Genomic DNA, 18,745 nt, shown 5'->3' with positions numbered 1-18,745 from the left:
GCCAACTCGTCTGCTTCCACTCCCCCGCTGCCGCGCCATGCGCTGGCCTGCCGGGGTTTGACTGCAGCCCGTGTTGGGCTTTTTTCCTGCATTTGAAAAGGTAGAGTCGACTGTTAGTCGACTTCCTTCACAGCAGTCGACTAACAGTCGACTCTACACCACCGCAACAACGACCAAAGGCCGGGGGCTTACGCCCCCAGCCTTGGCTGCATCGCCGCGAATCGATGACGATGCAAGGTAACTGCTTACTTGACTTCGACAGTCGCGCCAGCAGCTTCCAGGTCCTTCTTCATCTTCTCGGCGTCTTCCTTCGAAGCGCCTTCCTTCAGGACGCCACCGGCTTCGGCCAGGTCCTTCGCTTCCTTCAGGCCCAGGCCGGTGATGGCGCGGACGGCCTTGATGACTTCGACCTTCTTGTCGCCGGCCGACTTCAGGGTGACGGTGAACTCGGTCTGCTCTTCAACAGCAGCGGCCGGGCCAGCGGCGGCAGCCACGGCAACCGGAGCAGCGGCGGAGACGCCGAACTTCTCTTCGATGGCCTTGACCAGCTCCATCACTTCCATCAGGGACTTCTCGGCGATGGCGTCGACGATCTGTTCGTTGGTAAGGGACATGATTAATACCTTTGGATGATTTTCTGGGTTGAGGTTCCGTCAGGAACCACGATAAGTCGAAACTCAGGCAGTCTCGGCGGCCGGCTCGGCAGCGTCGGCAGCGACGTCGCCACCACCCTGCTTCTCGCCAACGGCCTTGATGGCGCGGGCAAACATCGTGACCGGCTCGGTCAGGACGCGGGCCAGCATGGCCAGGGCCTGGTCGCGGGTCGGCAGCGAGGCCAGCACTTCGACGTGGCTTGCCGGGAACACTTCGCCACCGATGGCGACGACCTTAGCCTTCAGCTTGTCGTTGCCCTTGGCGGCTTCCTTGATCAGGCGACCGGCAGCGCCGGGCTCCTCGAGCGAGAACGCGTACAGCAGCGGACCAACCATCTGGTCCTGGGCGACTGCGAACTCGGTGCCTTCAACGGCGCGCGAAGCCAGGGTGTTCTTGACAACCTTCAAGAAAACACCGGTTTCACGAGCCTGCTTGCGCATCGCGGTCATCTGGGCGACCGTGGTGCCAGCGTATTCGGCTGCGATCAAGGAGTGGGCCTTGGCGGCGACGTCTGCCAGCTCGGCGACTACTTCTTGCTTCTGGGACAGATTGAGAGCCATTGCACTCCTCCTATTGAACTCCGCTTACGGCTCCTGCCGTGTGCGGTCCTGTGCGGCATCCGTCCTGGACGCCGGGAACATCGGGATGATGTTCCGGGGGTGGGCCGTTCTAGACCTGGAGTGGGCCAACCTGGGAAACCCAGACGTGCGTGAACCAGAAAAACTCCAGAAGGGCACCATCTACGCAGGGTGATTCCGGGGAATCGATTAAGCGCTCATGACTGCTCCGGCGGCGACTCCTTGCCAGATCGAGCTTCCGTGCCCGTCGCCGGTATTGCCACGACCGCGCCTGCGGTCTTTGACGGCTACCGCGGGCGATGCACTGCCAGCGATGCCTTCAAATGTCACGGTCACGGCACCGAAGGTACCGTGACCGCTTGAAACAATTACTTCAGGGTCAGCGACGACTGGTCGACGGTGACGCCCGGGCCCATCGTCGAGCTGACCGAAACCTTCTGCAGGTAGGTGCCCTTGGAGGTGGCCGGCTTGGCCTTGATCAGGTCCAGCAGCAGCGCGGTCAGGTTCGACTTCAGCGCGTCTTCGGCGAAGTCGGCCTTGCCGATGGTGCAGTGGATGATGCCGGCCTTGTCGGTACGGTAACGGACCTGGCCCGACTTGGCGTTCTTCACGGCTTCACCCGGGTTCGGGGAAACGGTGCCGACCTTCGGGTTCGGCATCAGGCCACGCGGGCCCAGCACGGTGCCCAGCTTGCCGACGACGCGCATGGCGTCCGGGGTCGCGATGACGACGTCGTAGTTCAGATCGCCGGCCTGCATCTTCTCGGCCAGGTCATCCATACCGACGGCTTCGGCGCCAGCGGCCAGGGCTTCGTCAGCCTTGGCACCGGCCGGAGCGAACACGGCGACGCGGACCGACTTGCCGGTACCGGCCGGCAGCACGGTGGAGCCACGGACCTGCTGGTCGGACTTCTTCGCATCGACGCCCAGGCGCACAGCGACGTCGATCGACTCGACGAACTTGGCCTTGGTGGCGGTCTTCAGGATGTTGATCGCGTCCTCGAAGGCGTATGCCTTGCCCGGAACGACGGCGGCCTTGATGGCCTTCTCACGCTTGGTCTGTGCCATCTTATTAACCCTCCACCACGAGGCCCATGGAACGGGCAGAGCCAGCGATGGTACGCACGGCGGCGTCCAGATCGGCGGCAGTCAGATCCGGCTCCTTCGCCTTGGCGATCTCTTCCAGCTGCTTACGGGTGACCTTGCCGACCTTCTCGGTGTTCGGGCGCTTGGAGCCCGACGAGATGCCAGCAGCCTTCTTCAGCAGGGTGGTGGCCGGGGTGCTCTTGGTGATGAAGGTGAACGTACGGTCCGAGTAGGCCGTGATGATCACCGGAACCGGCAGGCCCGGCTCGAGCTTCTGCGTGGCAGCGTTGAACGCCTTGCAGAATTCCATGATGTTCAGACCGCGCTGACCCAGCGCAGGGCCGACCGGCGGCGAGGGGTTGGCCTGACCGGCCTTCACCTGCAGCTTGATGTAACCGACAACTTTCTTTGCCATGTGAGTACTCTCCGGGTGCTAGCGCCTTTCGACAACAGGCTCCCCATCGGACCGGGAATCACGCGTCCCGGCATCGCGTTTTGAAATCATGCTGAAGGCCGCCTTGCGGCGGCCTCATCCTGCTGGCTTCCCAGCGGGGAGCCGCGCACTATATCAGGTTTTTTCTTCACATGCCTGAAGTGGCACATAAACGAGAGAAACCGGGCCAAGCCCGGTTTCTGTTCAGGAGCCGAGCATGGCTCGACTCTGCAGTTGGATCAGACGGCTTTTTCGACCTGGCCGAACTCGAGTTCGACCGGAGTAGCGCGACCGAAGATCAGCACGGAAACGCGCAGACGACTCTTCTCGTAGTTGACTTCTTCGACGACGCCATTGAAATCGTTGAACGGGCCATCGGTGACGCGGACCATCTGGCCCGGCTCGAACAGCACCTTCGGACGCGGCTTCTCGACACCTTCCTGAACGCGGTTCAGGATGGCCTCGGCCTCGGAATCGGCGATCGGCAGCGGACGGTCGGCGGTGCCGCCGATGAAGCCCATGACGCGCGGGGTTTCCTTGACCAGATGCCAGCTTTCGTTGTCGATGCGCGGAATGCCGGCTTCTTCGTGGGTCTCGATCTGGACCAGCACATAACCCGGGAAGAACTTGCGCTCGGAGCGGCGCTTCTGGCCAGCGCGCATCTCGACCACTTCTTCGGTCGGGACCAGGACATCGCCGAAGCGCTCTTCCATGCCGTCACGGACGATGCGATCGCGCAGGGCCTGCGCCACCGACTTCTCGAAGCCCGAATAGGCGTGAACGACGTACCAACGCTTCATGCAATTCTCCTTAGCGGCTCAGGAACAACTGAACCAGCCACTGAATGACGTAATCGAACCCACCCAGCAACAGACTGAGAATGGTCACCACCACCATCACGACCCAGGTCATGCGGATGGCTTCCTGGCGCGTCGGCCAGACCACCTTGCGCAGTTCGAAGCGCGACTCGGAGAGGAATTCGCGGGTGTCGCGCCCCTTGCCGGTCAGCATGAACACGCCGATACCGCCAACCAGACCGACCACAACCGCCAACGCACGCAGCTGACCCGCCCACGCACCCAGCTGGGTGGCGCGACCGGAATCGGCGGAGAACCAGAACCAGACGAACAGACCGGCCAGCACCAGCAGCGATGCGGCGACGTACTTGACGATATCCCCGCCATTGGCGGAGTTGTCCTTGGAGTGTTCGATCTTGCTATTCATCCGGCTGTGTCTGCTTTAGCGGCCCAGGCCGCTGGATAAGGTGGGCAGATGGCACGCCAGGAGGGACTCGAACCCCCAACCTGCGGTTTTGGAGACCGCTGCTCTGCCAATTGAGCTACTGGCGTACGTGTTGAAACTTGCCTTCCCTTAGACGGCGAAGGCGGACCGAGGTTCCCGGCCCGCCATTCGCGTAACCGGCGGCGCTATGCAACCACCGGTACTGCAGGCTTACTCGATGATCTTCGAGACCACGCCGGCGCCGACGGTGCGGCCGCCTTCGCGGATGGCGAAGCGCAGGCCTTCGTCCATCGCCACCGGGTTGATCAGGGTGACGACCATCTTGACGTTGTCACCCGGCATCACCATTTCGACGCCTTCCGGCAGTGCAGCTGCGCCGGTGATGTCGGTGGTGCGGAAGTAGAACTGCGGACGGTAGCCGTTGAAGAACGGGGTGTGACGGCCGCCTTCGTCCTTCGACAGGACGTAGACTTCACCCTCGAACTTGGTGTGCGGCTTGATCGTGCCCGGCTTGGCCAGCACCTGGCCACGCTCGACGTCGTCACGCTTGGTGCCGCGCAGCAGCAGGCCAGCATTGTCGCCTGCCTGACCCTGGTCCAGCAGCTTGCGGAACATCTCAACGCCGGTCACGGTGGTCTTCTGCACCGGACGGATGCCGACGATTTCGATTTCGTCGCCGACCTTGATCACGCCGCGCTCGATACGGCCGGTCACCACGGTGCCGCGGCCCGAGATCGAGAACACGTCTTCCACCGGCATCAGGAACGGCTTGTCGATCGCACGCTCCGGCTCCGGAATCCAGCTGTCCAGGGCATCGACCAGCTTCAGGATGGCCGGCACGCCGATGTCGCTCTGGTCGCCTTCCAGCGCCAGGCGGGCCGAACCGGCGATGATCGGGGTGTCATCGCCCGGGAAGTCGTACTTGCTCAGCAGCTCACGCACTTCCATCTCGACCAGCTCGAGCAGCTCGGCGTCGTCAACCATGTCGGCCTTGTTCAGGAACACGACGATGTACGGCACGCCGACCTGACGCGACAGCAGGATGTGCTCGCGGGTCTGCGGCATCGGGCCGTCAGCGGCCGAGCACACCAGGATCGCGCCGTCCATCTGGGCGGCACCGGTGATCATGTTCTTGACGTAGTCAGCGTGGCCCGGGCAGTCAACGTGGGCGTAGTGACGGATCGGGGATTCGTATTCGACGTGCGCGGTCGAGATCGTGATGCCACGCGCCTTTTCTTCCGGAGCGGCGTCGATCGAGGAGTAGTCCTTGAACTCGCCACCGAAGCGCTCGGCACCGATCTTGGTCAGTGCGGCGGTCAGCGTGGTCTTGCCGTGGTCGACGTGACCGATGGTGCCGACATTGACGTGCGGCTTGGTGCGCTCGAACTTACCCTTGGCCATGGCTGCTTATCTCGAATTCGTCTGAGAGGTGATGCTTGAGATGGTGCTCACGAAAGGAATCGAACCTTCGACCTCTTCCTTACCAAGGAAGTGCTCTACCGACTGAGCTACGTGAGCCGAGTTTTGCATTATGACATGAACTCGATAATATTCAAAGTTCATTCAATGGAGCGGGAGACGGGAATCGAACCCGCACCATCAGCTTGGAAGGCTGAGGTTCTACCATTGAACTACTCCCGCGCCGGGAATGTCACAACGTGAAACTGGTGGAGGGAGGTGGATTCGAACCACCGAAGGCGTAAGCCAGCAGATTTACAGTCTGCCCCCGTTGGCCGCTTGGGTATCCCTCCTTACCACCCCAACCCGTTGCCGCCGAAGCGTTGCGGTGTGTGGTGGTGAGCCGCTTATTCTGCTGATGGGACGGGGGGCTGTCAACGCTTTTTTCCATTTTTTTCACACGCTGTCGCAAACCCATTGATACGCAAGGTTATTGCCCGGGAACCGGCAGGGTCTCGTTGGCGAAAATTGCGACATGAGGGACGCCGTCGCCGCCGATCCAGCCCCGATACATGCCCTGGGTGTTGAACGGCGTGGCCATTTTTCCGTCTGCGCCGAGCACGATCGCACCGCCGTCGCCGCCCATCTGCGGAATCGTCTCGTTGATCACGCCCTTGCCGGCCTGCTCCGGGCTCTGCCCCTGGTAGCGCATGCGCGCACAGATCTCGTGCGCGGCCGCAGTGCGGATGTAGTACTCGCCCCACCCGGTGCCGGACACCGCGCAGCGTGCGTCGGCCCAGGTGCCGGCACCGATGATCGGCGAGTCACCGACCCGGCCGTAGCGCTTGTTGGTCATGCCCCCGGTGGAGGTGCCGGAGGCCAGATGCCCCTGCGCGTCCAATGCGACCGCACCAACGGTACCGAAGTGCTTTGCAGTCTCCAGGTCGGCATGTGCCTGGCCACTGGCCTCTTCCTTGAGGGCGCGCTGCAGCTGTTGCCAACGCTTCTCTGTACGGAAGTAGGAGGGATCGACCAGAGGAATGCCCTGCTCGGCCGCGAAGGCTTCGGCGCCCTGCCCGACCATCATCACGTGGCGGGATTTCTGCATCACGGTCTGCGCCAGCAGGATCGGGTTGCGCACCCGTTGCACGCCCGCCACCGCGCCCGCCGCCTGGTTCGCGCCATCCATGACCGCCGCATCCAGCTCGTTGCGGCCGTCGTGGGTGAACACTGCGCCCTTGCCGGCGTTGAAGGTGGGATCGTCCTCCAGCACGGTGATCGCCGCAGTGACCGCTGCGAGCGCAGGGCGACCGGCCACCAGTTCCGCATGCCCCTTCAGCAGTGCTGCCCGCAGCGCGTCACGTGCGGCCTTTTCCTCGGCCGGCGACAGGTCCTTGCGCTCGACGCCGGCGCCGCCGTGGATGACCAGCAGCGGTGAAGCGGCCGGTGCGGCCTGGGCAAGCATGGGCAGGGACAGCAGCATAGACAGCGCCAGGCGCAGTTTCATCGGATACGTCTCCAGCAGGTGGGCAAGGGAGGCATCATCGTAGAGCCGAGCCCATGCTCGGCTGACGCCTCGATTGAAGAGCAGCCGAGCGCGGGCTCGGCTCTACAGCATCCCATGCGTGGCCATAGGATCGCCGGGTCACTGGCGGATGACTTCGATCTCGCCATCGCTGACGTCGGCCACGGCCTGATAGTCGGCTTCGGCCTGGAAGTCATCCAGGCGCATGCGGCTGCCGCTGGCGACCACCGTTACCGGCACCGCGTGGAAGCGCAGCGGCTCACCTTCGACCAGGCGGTCGGCATCGCGGCCGGGGCTGACCACCCAGACCTTGCCCTCGCCGTCAGCACTGTAGACCTGCGCCTGGCCATCAGGCTCCACGCACAGAGCGGTGTCCTCGTCGACGCCGATGCCGACGATGCCGGGGTCGCCACTGTCCTGGGCGGCGCGCGCCACGAACACGATCAGGCGACCGAGCCGGTCGCGCTTGTCGAAGTGGGTGTCGGTGACCACGCGCTGCAGGTAGGGCATCTGCAGGAAGCCACTGTCCATGGTCACCGCACTGCCCATCGGGTCGGCCAGCGCACCGGCGGAGGTGATGCTGCCGCCGTCCATCGCGCCGTAGGCATAGCCACCGAGGATGGCGAGCCCCGCACTGGTACCGGCAATCGGCTTGCCAGCGCGCACATGGGCATTCAGCGCGCGGTTGAGCGCAGTGCCCTTCCAGAAGCGGATGTAGCGCGACTGGTCACCACCGGCAATGAAGATGGCATCGGCGGCGGCAACCACGCGCAGCACGGCCGGATCGTCGGCGCCGCGGCGGCTGTCGAAGACCAGCGTCTGCACTGCGGTGGTACCGCCGATCTCGCGGTACAGGCGGTCCTGCAGCTCATCACTGCCAGAAGCGCGCAGGATCAGCACGCGGCCATTGCCAGCCTGCTTCAGCCACCAGTGGAAGGCCTCCGGCACCCATTCGCCACCGCCCATCAGCATCATGGCCGGTGCGCGCGGACCGGGCCGGGGCGCGTCGAGATCGCCGGCTTCGTAGTAGGCGAAGCCCGGGCCCTGCAGGTCCTGCGCAAGGGCGACCAACGGCACGGCCAAGACCAGCAGCGCCAGCCAGGCGAAGGGGGCACGCACGGTCCGATGGAGGCGTCGCATCTTGATCTCCCTGAACAAAATCGACTTGCAAGCGTTTCCACTCTTTGCCAGATAGGGACCCAGTAGTCAAGGACATGAAAAAGGCGTTAAATGCGCGCGCCCGTTCCGGAAATCTGAATGGGGGACAGGGCCCCTCCTCTGCGGGCCGGCTTCATTTCCGAGAATTCCTCATGCGTAGACAGGCGATGGCGTGGTCGATCCAGCTGGCGTTGATGGGCGTGGCTGCTTCCGCGGCGGCCCAGGCACCGGCTTCCTCTTCGGTGCAACAACTGGACGCGGTGCAGGTCACCGGCTCGCGCATTCCGCGCGCCCAGGTGGAAGGCCCCGCCCCGATCACGGTGATCAACGCCGAACAGATCCGCTCCAGCGGCTTCACCAGCGTGCCGGACGTGCTGCGTGCAATGACCCAGAACGGCGGTGAGACGCAGAGCCAGCAGTCCTCCAGCGGCGCCGACTTCTCGCCCGGCGCCCAGCAGGTGGACCTGCGTGGCCTCGGCCCGAACCACACGCTGGTACTGGTCAACGGCCGCCGCATCGCCGACTTCCCGATGCCGTTCAAGGGCCGCAGCAACTTCACCGACGTCTCCAACATCCCGCTGGGGATGATCGAGCGCATCGAAGTGCTGACCGGCAGTGCCTCGGCCATCTACGGCTCGGACGCGATCGCCGGCGTGGTCAACTTCATCCTGAAGAAAAAGGCCGACGGCACCACGATCGACATGCGCATGGGCACCACCAGCGAAGGCGGTGGCGAGTCGTTCGACATGAGCCTGGCCAGCGGCTTCAGCCGCGGCAACTTCAACGCCGTGTACAGCGTCGAGCTGCAGTCGCAGACCCCGCTGTGGGCCTATGAGCGCGACATCCAGGATTCGACCCAGGACGGCCCCACCGAGGGCTCGCGCATCGCCCGCCGCGCTTACCTGCGTACGGACTACAACGACGATTACCTGGATCCGGGCGCGGCCACCTGCGAAGCGCTGGCCGGGCAGAACCAGGGCAGCACCTACCGCGCCTACCGCCCGCGCTACGGTTACTACTGCGGCAGCGACAGCTCGATCGGCTACGGCACCATCCTCAGCAAGCGCCGCGGCGCCAATGGCTACGCCTCGCTGAGCCATGACTTCGACAACGGCCAGCAATGGTTCGCCGATGTGCAGCTGGGCTACCACACGATGTCGCTGATGCGCGACGTCACCAAGTGGGGCCGCATGGACGCCAATGGCGATGAGTCGGGCTACTTCAACAACCAGGCCACCGGCGAGATCGAGTTCTGGCAGCGCCAGTTCTCACCCGAGGAAATGGGGGGCCTGCGCAATGCGATGGTACGCAGCACGCAGAAGACCTTCAGCGTGACCACCGGCTTCAAGGGCAATCTGGCCGGCAACTGGGACTACGAAGCGGCGCTGAGCCATTCGCAGTACCAGTCGCGGATCAGCTGGGCGCAGATCATCGCCGCCAAGGCCAATGACCTGTTCCTGGGCCCGCAGCAGGGCGTGGACGACGACGGTTTCCCGATCTACAACGCGGACCCGTCGCGGCTGTACCGGCCGCTGACCCGCGCCGAGTACGATTCGATTGCCGCACGCACTACCTATTCGCCGAAGTCGCGCACCGAGACGGCTGCATTCACGCTGACCAATTCCGCGCTGTTCGGCCTGCCGGGCGGTGATGCCGGGTTCGCCGCGACCGTGGAAGTGGGCCAGCAGGCCTATGCGCTGAATCCCGATCCGCTGGCCACCCAGTACTACTACTACAGCTGGAAGGATTCGGACGGCCAGGGCTCGCGCAACCGCTGGGCGACCGCCGCCGAGCTGCGCATGCCGCTGCACGAGACGGTCAACCTGAGCGTGGCCGGCCGCTACGACCAGTACCGCTATTCCGGCCACACCATCGGCAAGGCGACCTGGAGCGGCGGTCTGGAATGGCGCCCGATCCACACGCTGCTGGTGCGCGGTTCGTATGGCACCGCGTTCCGCGCGCCGGACCTGCACTACGTGTTCGCCGGACCGGGCAACGACGAGACCACCGCCGAAGACCTGTACAGCTGCCGCGCCGATGGCGCTAGCGACTGTTCCGACTACGAGCGCAACCTGATCCGCAGCCGCACCGGCAACCGCCAGCTCGACCCGGAAACCAGCACCTCGTGGAGTGCAGGCTTCGTCTGGTCGCCGGCGATCGGCCTGGACCTGTCCGTGGACTGGTTTGACATCGACATGCGCAAGCAGGTGCAGGACATGGACGTTCGCACGCTCCTGGCCAACGAAGCCAACTGCCGCCTGGGTACTGCCGACATCAACTCGCCGACCTGCGTGGACGCGCTCGACCGCATCACCCGCACCGGTGATGGCCGCCTATACGGCGTGCGCGTCGCTCCGATCAACGTCGCCCGCGAATCGACCTCCGGTATCGACGTCGGCCTGCGCTACCGCATGCAGACCGGCATCGGCGATTTCATCCTCAACGGCACCCACACCTGGGTGAAGAAGCACGATTTCCAGCGCTACCCCGGTGACCCGACACTGGACCAGTTCGCGGTCAACAGCGGATTCGACATCCCGCGTACCAAGACCAGCCTGAGCGTGACCTGGGAGAAGGACGCGTGGTCGGCGACGGTCTATGGCTCGCGCCTGGGCAAGCTGCCAACTTCGGACAGCTACGACCAGTCGTTCCACTGGGACAGCGGCGACAGCCCGTACGTGAAGGCGACCTACCGCTACAACGCCTCGGTGCAGTACCGCTTCGACGAGCACTCGCGCCTGTCGCTGTCGGTGGTCAATGTGTTCAACAAGATGCCGCCGAAGGACACCACGTATACCGCGTACCCGTACTACGACGTGTCCTGGTTCGATAGCGTCGGCCGCACCATCAACCTGCAGTACACCCACAAGTTTGGCGGCACCGCGCTGTAAGGCGCGCCGCCTTGCAGGACGTGGACGACAAGGCCCGCCATTGGCGGGCCTTGTCATTTGCGCTCTGGTAGATGCCCACCTTGGCGGGCACTGTCTCGCCGCGCGCCCACCAAGGTGGGCGGCTATCAGAGCGGGCCACCGGGGTTTTCCACACAATGCGTGGAGAGTGATGGGAACTTGATGTGGACAAGTGGGTTCGAGCGTTGCGATGCAGGCATTTCCGGGCGTGGTTATTTTTTATCCACGCCTCCCGTTGTTTTCCACACCACGCGTGGAAAGCGATGGGAACTTGGTGTGGACAAGTGGGTGCGAGCGTTGCAGCGCAGGCGTTTCGAAGCGTGGTGAAAATCTGTCCAGGTCGCGCGGGCGAGCCCCTTGTAGAGCCGAGCCCACGCTCGGCTCCGGCTGGCATCAGCCGAGCATGGGCTCGGCTCTACATCGGCTTCGCCGGTTTTCCACATGCGGCGTGGAAAGCGATGGGAGTTTGCTGTGGACAAGTGCCGGCGAACATCACGCCGCAAGCGTTTCGCAGCGTGGTGATTTTTTATCCATATTCAGAAACGCGAACGCCCCGCACGAGGCGGGGCGTCCGGGGTCGATCCGATGCCGCTGGATCAGACGTTGAAGCGGAAGTGCAGGATGTCGCCTTCCTGCACGCGGTATTCCTTGCCTTCCAGGCGCAGGCGACCGGCTTCCTTGGCGCCGGCTTCGCCCTTGTACTTGATGAAGTCGTCATACGCGATGGTTTCGGCGCGGATGAAGCCCTTCTCGAAGTCTGTGTGGATGACCGCGGCAGCCTGCGGGGCGGTGGCACCCTTGCGCACCGTCCACGCACGGACTTCCTTCACGCCTGCGGTGAAGTAGGTCTGCAGGCCCAGCAGGCTGTAGGCCGCGTTGATCACGCGGTTCAGGCCCGGCTCGCTCAGGCCCAGGTCGGCCAGGAAGGTATCGCGGTCTTCATCGTCGAGCTGGGACAGCTCTTCTTCGATCGCGGCCGACACCGGCACCACCTGCGCGCCCTCGGCGGCGGCGTGCGCGCGCACGGCTTCCAGGTGCGGGTTGTTCTCGAAGCCGTCTTCCAGCACGTTGGCGATGTACATCACCGGCTTCAGGGTCAGCAGGAACAGGTCGCGTACCAGCGCCTTTTCTTCATCATCCAGGCCGACCGAACGACCAGCCTTGCCGTCGGACAGTGCCGCCTGCAGCTTGGCCAGCACCGGCTTGCGCGCCGCTGCGTCCTTGTCGCCGCCCTTGGCTGCACGCTCGGCACGGTTCAGCGCCTTCTCGACGCTGTCCAGGTCGGCCAGCGCCAGCTCTGTATCGATGGTTTCGATGTCCGAGATCGGGTCGACCTTGCCGGCGACGTGCACGATGTCACCGTGCTCGAAGCAGCGCACCACGTGGGTGATGGCATCGACTTCGCGGATGTGCGCCAGGAACTTGTTGCCCAGGCCTTCACCGCTGGCGGCACCGGCGACCAGGCCGGCGATGTCGACGAACTCGACCGCGGTCGGGATGACCTTCTGCGGGTTGATGATGCCCGCCAGCTCGTTCAGGCGCGGGTCCGGCACCGGCACGATGCCGACGTTCGGCTCGATGGTGCAGAACGGGAAGTTCGCTGCGGCGATGCCCGCCTTGGTCAGCGCATTGAACAGGGTCGACTTGCCGACGTTGGGCAGGCCGACGATGCCGCATTTGATACCCATGGGTGACAGCTCTCTGGGGTGAAAGTGATTGGGGAAACAGCGACGTGGGCGCTGCTTTTCCAATCATTCTCCGTACCGACCAACGGTCGGTACCTACCGACCTGGTTGACTCCGTACCGACCAACGGTCGGTACCTACCGGCCTGGTTGACTCCGTACCGACCAACGGTCGGTACCTACCGGCCTGGTTGACTCCGTACCGACCAACGGTCGGTACCTACCGGTCTGGTTGACTCCGTACCGGCCAACGGTCGGTACCTACCGGTTATTTCGGGGTGTGCAGGCGCTTCATCGCTTCGTTGAAATCGCCCTGCACCGCCAGCGGCAGCACGTCGATCGCATCGTCGATGGCGCGCGCGATCAGCACGTCATCGTCCTTCGACGGGCGGCCGAGCACCCAACCCACCACGCGGTCCTTGTGGCCGGGGTGGCCAATGCCCACGCGCAGGCGATGGAACTTGCCATGGCCGAGCAGGCGGATGGTGTCGCGCAGGCCGTTCTGACCGCCGTGGCCACCGTCGAACTTCAGCCGTGCCGCGCCGGGCGGCAGGTCCAGTTCGTCGTGGGCCAGCAGGGTTTCCTCCGGCTCGATCTTCCAGAACCGCTGCGCGGCGGTGACCGACTTGCCGCTGAGGTTCATGAAGGTGGCGGGCTTGAGGAGCCACACCGTCTGCCCGGCGATCTCGACCTTGGCGGTCTCACCGAACAGCTTGCTGTCCACATTCCATCGCGCACCGGCTTTCTCCGCCAGGGCCTCAACGAAATGAAACCCGGCATTGTGCCGGGTCCGGGCGTGTTCCGATCCGGGGTTGCCCAGACCGACGATCAGTCGCAGTCCTGCCATGGTTCCTTCCAGTACGGTGCCTGCCCGCAGGCAGGCACCGTAGCGGTATTACTCGGCGGCAGCCGCTTCTTCGTCGGCCGCGTCGGCCTTACCGGCCTTGGCGGTGACGATGGCGTCGTCGTGGTCCTTGCCCAGCGCCAGGGCCGGGATTTCCACGCCCTTCGGCAGCTTGATGTCGGACAGGTACACCACGTCACCGGCCTTCAGCTCGCCCAGGTCGACTTCGATCGACTCCGGCAGGTCCTTCGGCAGGCAGGTGATGGTCACTTCCTTCAGTTCGTGGGTGACCACGACGTCGGCAGCCTTGCCGGCCGGCGAGGTGTCTTCGTTGACGAAGTGCAGCGGGACCGAAGCGGTCAGGGCTTCGTTCTCGTTCACGCGCTGGAAGTCCAGGTGCATGATCAGCTGCTTGTACGGGTGGCGCTGCATGTCACGCAGCAGGACCTTCTGCACCTGGCCATCCAGGTTCAGGTCCAGGATCGAGGCATAGAACCACTCGTTCTGCTGGGCCAGCCAGATTTCGTTGTGGTCCAGGCTGATGGCGACCGGCTCGGCGTTGCCGCCGTACACGATGGCCGGGATCACACCGGCGTGACGCAGGCGGCGGCTCGCACCCTTACGCTGCAGTTCACGCTTGGTGACCTTGATTTCATGGGTCTTCGACATTTTCGACTACTCAGGTTGTTGCCGCGCCCTGCGGCGTGGCGGTTGAAGATGCTTCCGCGACCAGAAGCACCCGGGGTATGCCCCCGCCGTTGCCGGCAGGGGCGAAAACTCAGTCGACGTACAGCGAGCTGACCGACTCACCGAAGGCGATGCGGCGCATCGTTTCAGCCAGCATTTCCGCCACGCTCAGCTGGCGGATCTTGCTGCACACCCGCGCCGCGTCCTTCAGCGGGATGGTGTCGGTCACCACCAGCTCGTCGAGCTGGGAATTGGTGATGTTGTCCACCGCCGGGCCCGACAGCACCGCGTGGGTGCAGTAGGCGGCGACCTTGAGCGCACCGCGCGCCTTCAGGGCAGCAGCAGCGGCGCACAGGGTGCCGGCGGTGTCGACGATGTCATCGACCATCACGCAGGTCTTGCCTTCGACGTCACCGATGATGTTCATCACGGTGGAGACGTTGGCGCGCGGGCGGCGCTTGTCGATGATCGCCAGGTCGGCGTCATCCAGGCGCTTGGCCACCGCACGGGCACGGACCACGCCGCCCACGTCCGGCGACACAACGATCAGGTTCTCGGTGCCGTAGGCGCGCCAGATGTCGGCCAGCAGCAGCGGGGACGCATACACGTTGTCCACCGGAATATCGAAGAAGCCCTGGATCTGGTCGGCGTGCAGGTCGACGGTCAGCACGCGATCAGCGCCCGCGGTGCTGAACATCTTGGCCGCAAGCTTGGCGGTGATCGGCACGCGCGAGGAGCGCATGCGGCGATCCTGGCGCGAGTAGCCGAAATACGGCACCACGGCGGTGACACTGGCCACCGATGCGCGCTTGAGCGCGTCGATCAGCACCAGCAGCTCCATCAGGTTTTCCGCGCTCGGCGCGCAGGTCGGCTGGATCACGAACACGTCCTGCTTGCGGACGTTCTCTTCGATCTCCACCTGCACTTCGCCATCGGAGAAGTGCGAGACCAGCGCCTTGCCCGGGCGAACCCCCAGTTCCTTGCAGATGTTCTGCGCCAGACGTTTGTTGGCGTTGCCGGAAAAGACCAGCAGGTTCGGGGACTCTTGCATCATGATTGTCTCGGGCGGGGACGAGTGGCGGGGATCCGGAGTCGGCAAGGACCCCGATGGACCCTTGCTGCTGACAACACCGCGGTTGTTTCCACGTCCCGCGCGGGCGATGCGCTGGAAGGCGCGGACACAGCCGCTATTGGCAGGGGCGGTAGGATTCGAACCTACGAATGCCAGGATCAAAACCTGGTGCCTTGGGCCTCTTGGCGACGCCCCTGCAGTGATAAATCAGTGTTGCTCGAGTGCATCCAGCAGTGGCGAACGCGCTACGCCCGCTGCCACCCTTGCCCGCAACTCCTTCGGCAACTTCGACCGTCCCTGCTCTGCGGCAGACTGCGATGCGAACTCGACGAAACAACCACTTCCCGAACCGGTCAGCCGCGCCGTGCCGATGTCGCTCAACGCGGCGAACGCTGCCTCGACGGCAGGCTCACGGCGGCGCAGCACCGGTTCGAACGCGTTCCCGACCAGGGTCCCGGAAGCGAAGTCCTCTATTTTCGCCACTGGGCTGTCGCGCGTCAAATCCGGGTCTGCAAACAGTGCTGGCGTAGGAACATGAACGCCCGGTTCGACCAGCACGTACCAGGCCGGGGCCAGGGTGATCGGCTGCAGGCGCTCGCCCACGCCTTCGGCCCAGGCGTTGCGCCCGCGCACGAATACCGGCACATCTGCGCCCAGGCGCAGGCCCAGCGCCGCCAAAGCCTCTTCATCCAGACCCGCCCGCCACAGCCGGTTCAGCACCACCAGCGCCGTGGCCGCGTCGGACGACCCCCCGCCAAACCCACCCCCGGCGGGAACGTGCTTTTCGACGATGATGTCTGCACCTTGCTCGACCTTTGCCGCTTCCTGGAGCAGGCGCGCGGCACGCACCGCCAGGTCATCAGCCTCGGCCACGCCGGCCAGGCCCTCGCCCTCACGGCGCACCTGGCCGTCTTCACGCAGGCGCAGGCCAATGCGATCGCCCCAGTCCAGCAGGCGGAACACGGTCTGCAGCTCGTGGTAGCCGTCGGCGCGGCGGCCGGTGATGTGCAGGAACAGGTTCAGCTTGGCCGGGGCCGGCCACCAGGACCAGCCCGCGTCATCGTGCCCGGCACTCATGGGGCGCCCTGCCCCCACTGGTCCACCAGCAGGCGCACCTTGGCGTCGCCATTGCTGGCCTCGATCCGGCGCGGCAGCGCCGGGCGTCCGGCCTCGGCCGGGGACCAGTCCAGATACTGCACCTGCCAGCCCATCTGCTGCATGCGGCGCGGCCGGCCGTCAGCGTCGCGCTCGACCTTCTCCGGACCGGCAGCATCGCCGGCCACCAGGCCACGGATCCACTGCGGCAGCTGGTTGACCGGTATGTCCCACCCGGTCGCTTCCAGCAGCAGCTGCTGGGCGTCCTCGCCGTCACGCGGCCCGCCGGCCAGTCCTTCCAGGCGGCCGGCTTCGGAATGGGTATCGCCGGCCAGCTTCCAGCTCTGCCGGGTCACCGGCGCGCTCAGCTCGACCACATAGCGGCGTCCTTCCTGCTTCCAGTCGATGCGTCCGCTGCCGCCGTCCTTGCCCTTGCTGACCGCGACCCGGCCCTGGAAAGCCCAGTCCGGCTGTGCCTGCAGCGCGGCCACGCGCGCCGCCTCGGCCTGCGCCGCTTCGGCTGAAACAACCTCGACCACCGCCGGCGCCGGGGTCTTCTGCGTGCCCACGCTGGTACAGGCGGTCACCGCCAGGGTCACGGCCGCCAACAGCAGCGGCCGGATCAGGGAAACACTCATGGATTGAATTTCTCGCGGGCGCGCAGCAGCGCGCGGTTTTCAGGATCGAGCTTGGCCGCTTCTTCGAAGAAGTGGCGGGCCTCGTCATGCTTGCCCAGCACCCACAGCACTTCGCCAACGTGGGAAGCGATCTCCGGGTCCTTGGCCAGGGTCCAGGCCCGGCGCAGCTGCACCAGTGCTTCTTCCTTGCGGCCCAGGCGATACAACACCCAGCCATAGCTGTCGACGATGGCGGCGTTGTCCGGTTCGGCCACACGGGCGCGGTCGATCAGCTCCAGCGCTTCCTGCAGGCGGCCGGTACGGTCGGCCAGGGTGTAGCCCAAGGCATTCAGGGCCGGCACGTTTTCCGGGTCGGTCACCAGGATCTTGCGCAGGTCGGCCTCGGCGCGCGGGATATCGTCGCGGCGCTCCCAGGCGAGTGCACGGGCGTACAGCAGGCCGTTGTCATCGGGGTAGGCGGCCAGGCCGCGGGCCAATGCATCCAGTTCGCCGGCACTGTCATCGCCACGCTGGCGCAGTTCAGCCTCCAGCAGATAGGCGTCGCGACGCACATCGTCATCGACCACCGCATCGGACTGGATCGCGTGCACTTCATCCAGGGCCTGCGGCAGGCGCCCGGCCAGGGCCTGGGCATTGGCCGCGCGCAGGCGTGCTTCGCTCAGCTCATCGCCGCCGGGCACGCTGTGGTACCACTGCACCGCCTCCGGATAGCGCTTCAGGTACTCGGCGATCTTGCCCAGCAGCAGGCGCTGCGCCGGGTCCGGCTTGGCCGCCTGCCGCGACAGTTCGTTGTAGAGATTGGACAGCGCTGCCTTGTCGCCCTGCTTGGCCAGCAGCGAGGCGCGCATGCCCCAGGTCTGCACGTCCTGCGGGCCGAACGCCAGCACGCGCTCGGCCGCAGCAGGCTGCCCCAGGCTGTCGTAGGCGATGGCCACCGCATTGCGCAGTTCCTGGTCCTGGCGCGTCTTCGGCTCCACATCGTGCAGCAGCGACAGCGCCTTGTCGGTCTCGCCCGCTTGTTGCAACTGGCTGGCGCGCAGCAGTGCCACACGTGGCTCTTCCGGGAAGCGCTTGACCACCTCATCGATCATCCGCCGCGCCAGCTCGGGCTTTTCCATGCGCAGGGCCAGGCGACCGAACTCCTGCCAGGCCTCGATCTTCGGCGGAATCGCATTGGCATCGACCAGCTCGCCGAGCACCTGCGCCGGCACCGCCGGGTCGCGGCCACCGCCGATCAGCGCGGCCAGGGCGAACTTCCAGCCGCGCTCGTCGGGGTCGGCCAGCAGCGCCTGCAGCTCGGTGCGGGCAGCCTTCACATCGCCCTGGCGCATGGCCAGCGCACCGGCGGCGCTGCGCATGGTCAACGAGCGCGGGGCGCGCTGCTGCCACAGGGCCAGGCCCTTGGCGGCGCTGGCATCATCGTTGGCCAGCATGGAGATACGGGTCGCGCGCTCGGCCAGGCCGGCGTCGCCGTCGGTCTGCTGGGCCGCCTGCAGGTACCAGCGCGCCGCCTCGGCCAGCTTGCCGGCCTGCAGCGCGAACTCACCGGCCATCACCGGTTCCAGCGCCAGTTCCTCAGTGGCCGGGGCCCTTACAGGGGCCTTGGCCGGCACCGCCGCCAGGGCCTGGCTGCAGGCCAGGGACAGCAGCAGAACACTGGGGATGCGAATCAATGCGGGCATCGTCGGCATCGGGGCCTTAAAATGTCGTCCAATGGCCAGCAGCTTATCGCAAGCAACTGAA

At 65.2% G+C, this 18,745-nt stretch carries 17 protein-coding genes and 5 tRNA genes; 1 reads left to right on the top strand and 21 read right to left on the bottom strand.

All coding sequences use genetic code 11. From position 1 onward, the window contains the following. Positions 1-245: 245 nt before the first annotated feature. From rplL to ROV95_RS06860, 13 genes are all read right to left on the bottom strand, one after another. A complete protein-coding gene (gene rplL, locus ROV95_RS06920) occupies positions 246-614 on the bottom strand; it encodes a 50S ribosomal protein L7/L12 (protein ID WP_005408204.1) in 369 nt (122 codons plus the stop codon). A gap of 63 nt (positions 615-677) precedes the next feature. Further along, positions 678-1,214 carry a 50S ribosomal protein L10 gene (rplJ, locus tag ROV95_RS06915; protein ID WP_010480377.1) on the bottom strand — a complete coding sequence of 179 codons (537 nt, stop codon included), beginning with the start codon at positions 1,212-1,214 and terminating at the stop codon, positions 678-680. Between the two features lie 386 nt (positions 1,215-1,600). Beyond that, a complete protein-coding gene (gene rplA / locus ROV95_RS06910; RefSeq protein ID WP_014646045.1) occupies positions 1,601-2,299 on the bottom strand; it encodes a 50S ribosomal protein L1 in 699 nt (232 codons plus the stop codon). 4 nt (positions 2,300-2,303) lie between these two features. Further along, positions 2,304-2,732 carry a 50S ribosomal protein L11 gene (rplK, locus tag ROV95_RS06905; RefSeq protein ID WP_004145248.1) on the bottom strand — a complete coding sequence of 143 codons (429 nt, stop codon included), beginning with the start codon at positions 2,730-2,732 and terminating at the stop codon, positions 2,304-2,306. Between the two features lie 257 nt (positions 2,733-2,989). Continuing rightward, positions 2,990-3,550 (bottom strand): transcription termination/antitermination protein NusG, encoded by a 561-nt coding sequence (gene nusG / locus ROV95_RS06900; RefSeq protein ID WP_004154362.1) that lies wholly within the window; start codon positions 3,548-3,550, stop codon positions 2,990-2,992. A 10-nt stretch (positions 3,551-3,560) separates the two neighbouring features. After that, positions 3,561-3,974, bottom strand: coding sequence for a preprotein translocase subunit SecE (gene secE / locus ROV95_RS06895; protein WP_005408202.1), 414 nt, complete (start codon positions 3,972-3,974; stop codon positions 3,561-3,563). Positions 3,975-4,023: 49 nt separating this feature from the next. Continuing rightward, a tRNA-Trp gene (locus ROV95_RS06890) sits at positions 4,024-4,099 on the bottom strand. Positions 4,100-4,202: 103 nt separating this feature from the next. Then, positions 4,203-5,393: an elongation factor Tu gene (gene tuf, locus ROV95_RS06885; RefSeq protein ID WP_033835886.1), complete on the bottom strand. Its 1,191-nt coding sequence runs from the start codon at positions 5,391-5,393 to the stop codon at positions 4,203-4,205. A 41-nt stretch (positions 5,394-5,434) separates the two neighbouring features. After that, a tRNA-Thr gene (locus ROV95_RS06880) sits at positions 5,435-5,510 on the bottom strand. 49 nt (positions 5,511-5,559) lie between these two features. Then, positions 5,560-5,633: transfer RNA gene (locus tag ROV95_RS06875), tRNA-Gly, on the bottom strand. A 24-nt stretch (positions 5,634-5,657) separates the two neighbouring features. Next, positions 5,658-5,743, bottom strand: a tRNA-Tyr gene (locus ROV95_RS06870). Between the two features lie 137 nt (positions 5,744-5,880). Further along, positions 5,881-6,897: an isoaspartyl peptidase/L-asparaginase gene (locus ROV95_RS06865; protein WP_312543667.1), complete on the bottom strand. Its 1,017-nt coding sequence runs from the start codon at positions 6,895-6,897 to the stop codon at positions 5,881-5,883. 138 nt (positions 6,898-7,035) lie between these two features. Continuing rightward, positions 7,036-8,055, bottom strand: a complete 1,020-nt coding sequence (locus ROV95_RS06860; RefSeq protein ID WP_164143860.1) for a cyanophycinase — start codon at positions 8,053-8,055, stop codon at positions 7,036-7,038. 170 nt (positions 8,056-8,225) lie between these two features. Here ROV95_RS06860 and ROV95_RS06855 point away from each other — a divergent pair, with 170 nt between their 5' ends. Further along, entirely contained in the window at positions 8,226-10,964 is a 2,739-nt protein-coding gene (locus tag ROV95_RS06855; protein WP_312543660.1) for a TonB-dependent receptor, read from the top strand. 614 nt (positions 10,965-11,578) lie between these two features. Here ROV95_RS06855 and ychF read toward each other — a convergent pair. The 8 genes from ychF to ROV95_RS06815 form a co-directional block, all read right to left on the bottom strand. Beyond that, positions 11,579-12,670 carry a redox-regulated ATPase YchF gene (gene ychF, locus ROV95_RS06850; RefSeq protein WP_057502606.1) on the bottom strand — a complete coding sequence of 364 codons (1,092 nt, stop codon included), beginning with the start codon at positions 12,668-12,670 and terminating at the stop codon, positions 11,579-11,581. A gap of 264 nt (positions 12,671-12,934) precedes the next feature. Further along, complete coding sequence (gene pth, locus ROV95_RS06845) at positions 12,935-13,513, bottom strand: aminoacyl-tRNA hydrolase (protein ID WP_019661167.1); 579 nt, start codon at positions 13,511-13,513, stop codon at positions 12,935-12,937. 48 nt (positions 13,514-13,561) lie between these two features. Then, the gene (locus ROV95_RS06840) at positions 13,562-14,179 is read right to left on the bottom strand and encodes a 50S ribosomal protein L25/general stress protein Ctc (protein ID WP_005415401.1); all 618 of its coding nucleotides are present in this window, start codon (positions 14,177-14,179) and stop codon (positions 13,562-13,564) included. A 109-nt stretch (positions 14,180-14,288) separates the two neighbouring features. Continuing rightward, entirely contained in the window at positions 14,289-15,248 is a 960-nt protein-coding gene (locus ROV95_RS06835) for a ribose-phosphate diphosphokinase (RefSeq protein ID WP_005415400.1), read from the bottom strand. Positions 15,249-15,388: 140 nt separating this feature from the next. Next, positions 15,389-15,465 (bottom strand) — tRNA-Gln (locus ROV95_RS06830). Between the two features lie 11 nt (positions 15,466-15,476). Next, on the bottom strand, positions 15,477-16,346 hold the full coding sequence (gene ispE, locus ROV95_RS06825) for a 4-(cytidine 5'-diphospho)-2-C-methyl-D-erythritol kinase (protein ID WP_021202247.1): 870 nt from the start codon (positions 16,344-16,346) through the stop codon (positions 15,477-15,479). Beyond that, positions 16,343-17,002: a lipoprotein insertase outer membrane protein LolB gene (gene lolB / locus ROV95_RS06820; protein ID WP_312543659.1), complete on the bottom strand. Its 660-nt coding sequence runs from the start codon at positions 17,000-17,002 to the stop codon at positions 16,343-16,345. The genes ispE and lolB overlap by 4 nt, the downstream gene beginning before the upstream one ends. Next, positions 16,999-18,684, bottom strand: a complete 1,686-nt coding sequence (locus ROV95_RS06815; protein ID WP_204323374.1) for a tetratricopeptide repeat protein — start codon at positions 18,682-18,684, stop codon at positions 16,999-17,001. The genes lolB and ROV95_RS06815 overlap by 4 nt, the downstream gene beginning before the upstream one ends. Positions 18,685-18,745 lie beyond the last annotated feature (61 nt).

The sequence above is a fragment of the Stenotrophomonas maltophilia group sp. msm1 genome (genome assembly GCF_032025805.1).
GTDB lineage: Bacteria > Pseudomonadota > Gammaproteobacteria > Xanthomonadales > Xanthomonadaceae > Stenotrophomonas > Stenotrophomonas hibiscicola.
Note: the sequence above shows the minus strand (reverse complement) of the source record. Positions and strands in the feature narration are given on the sequence as shown.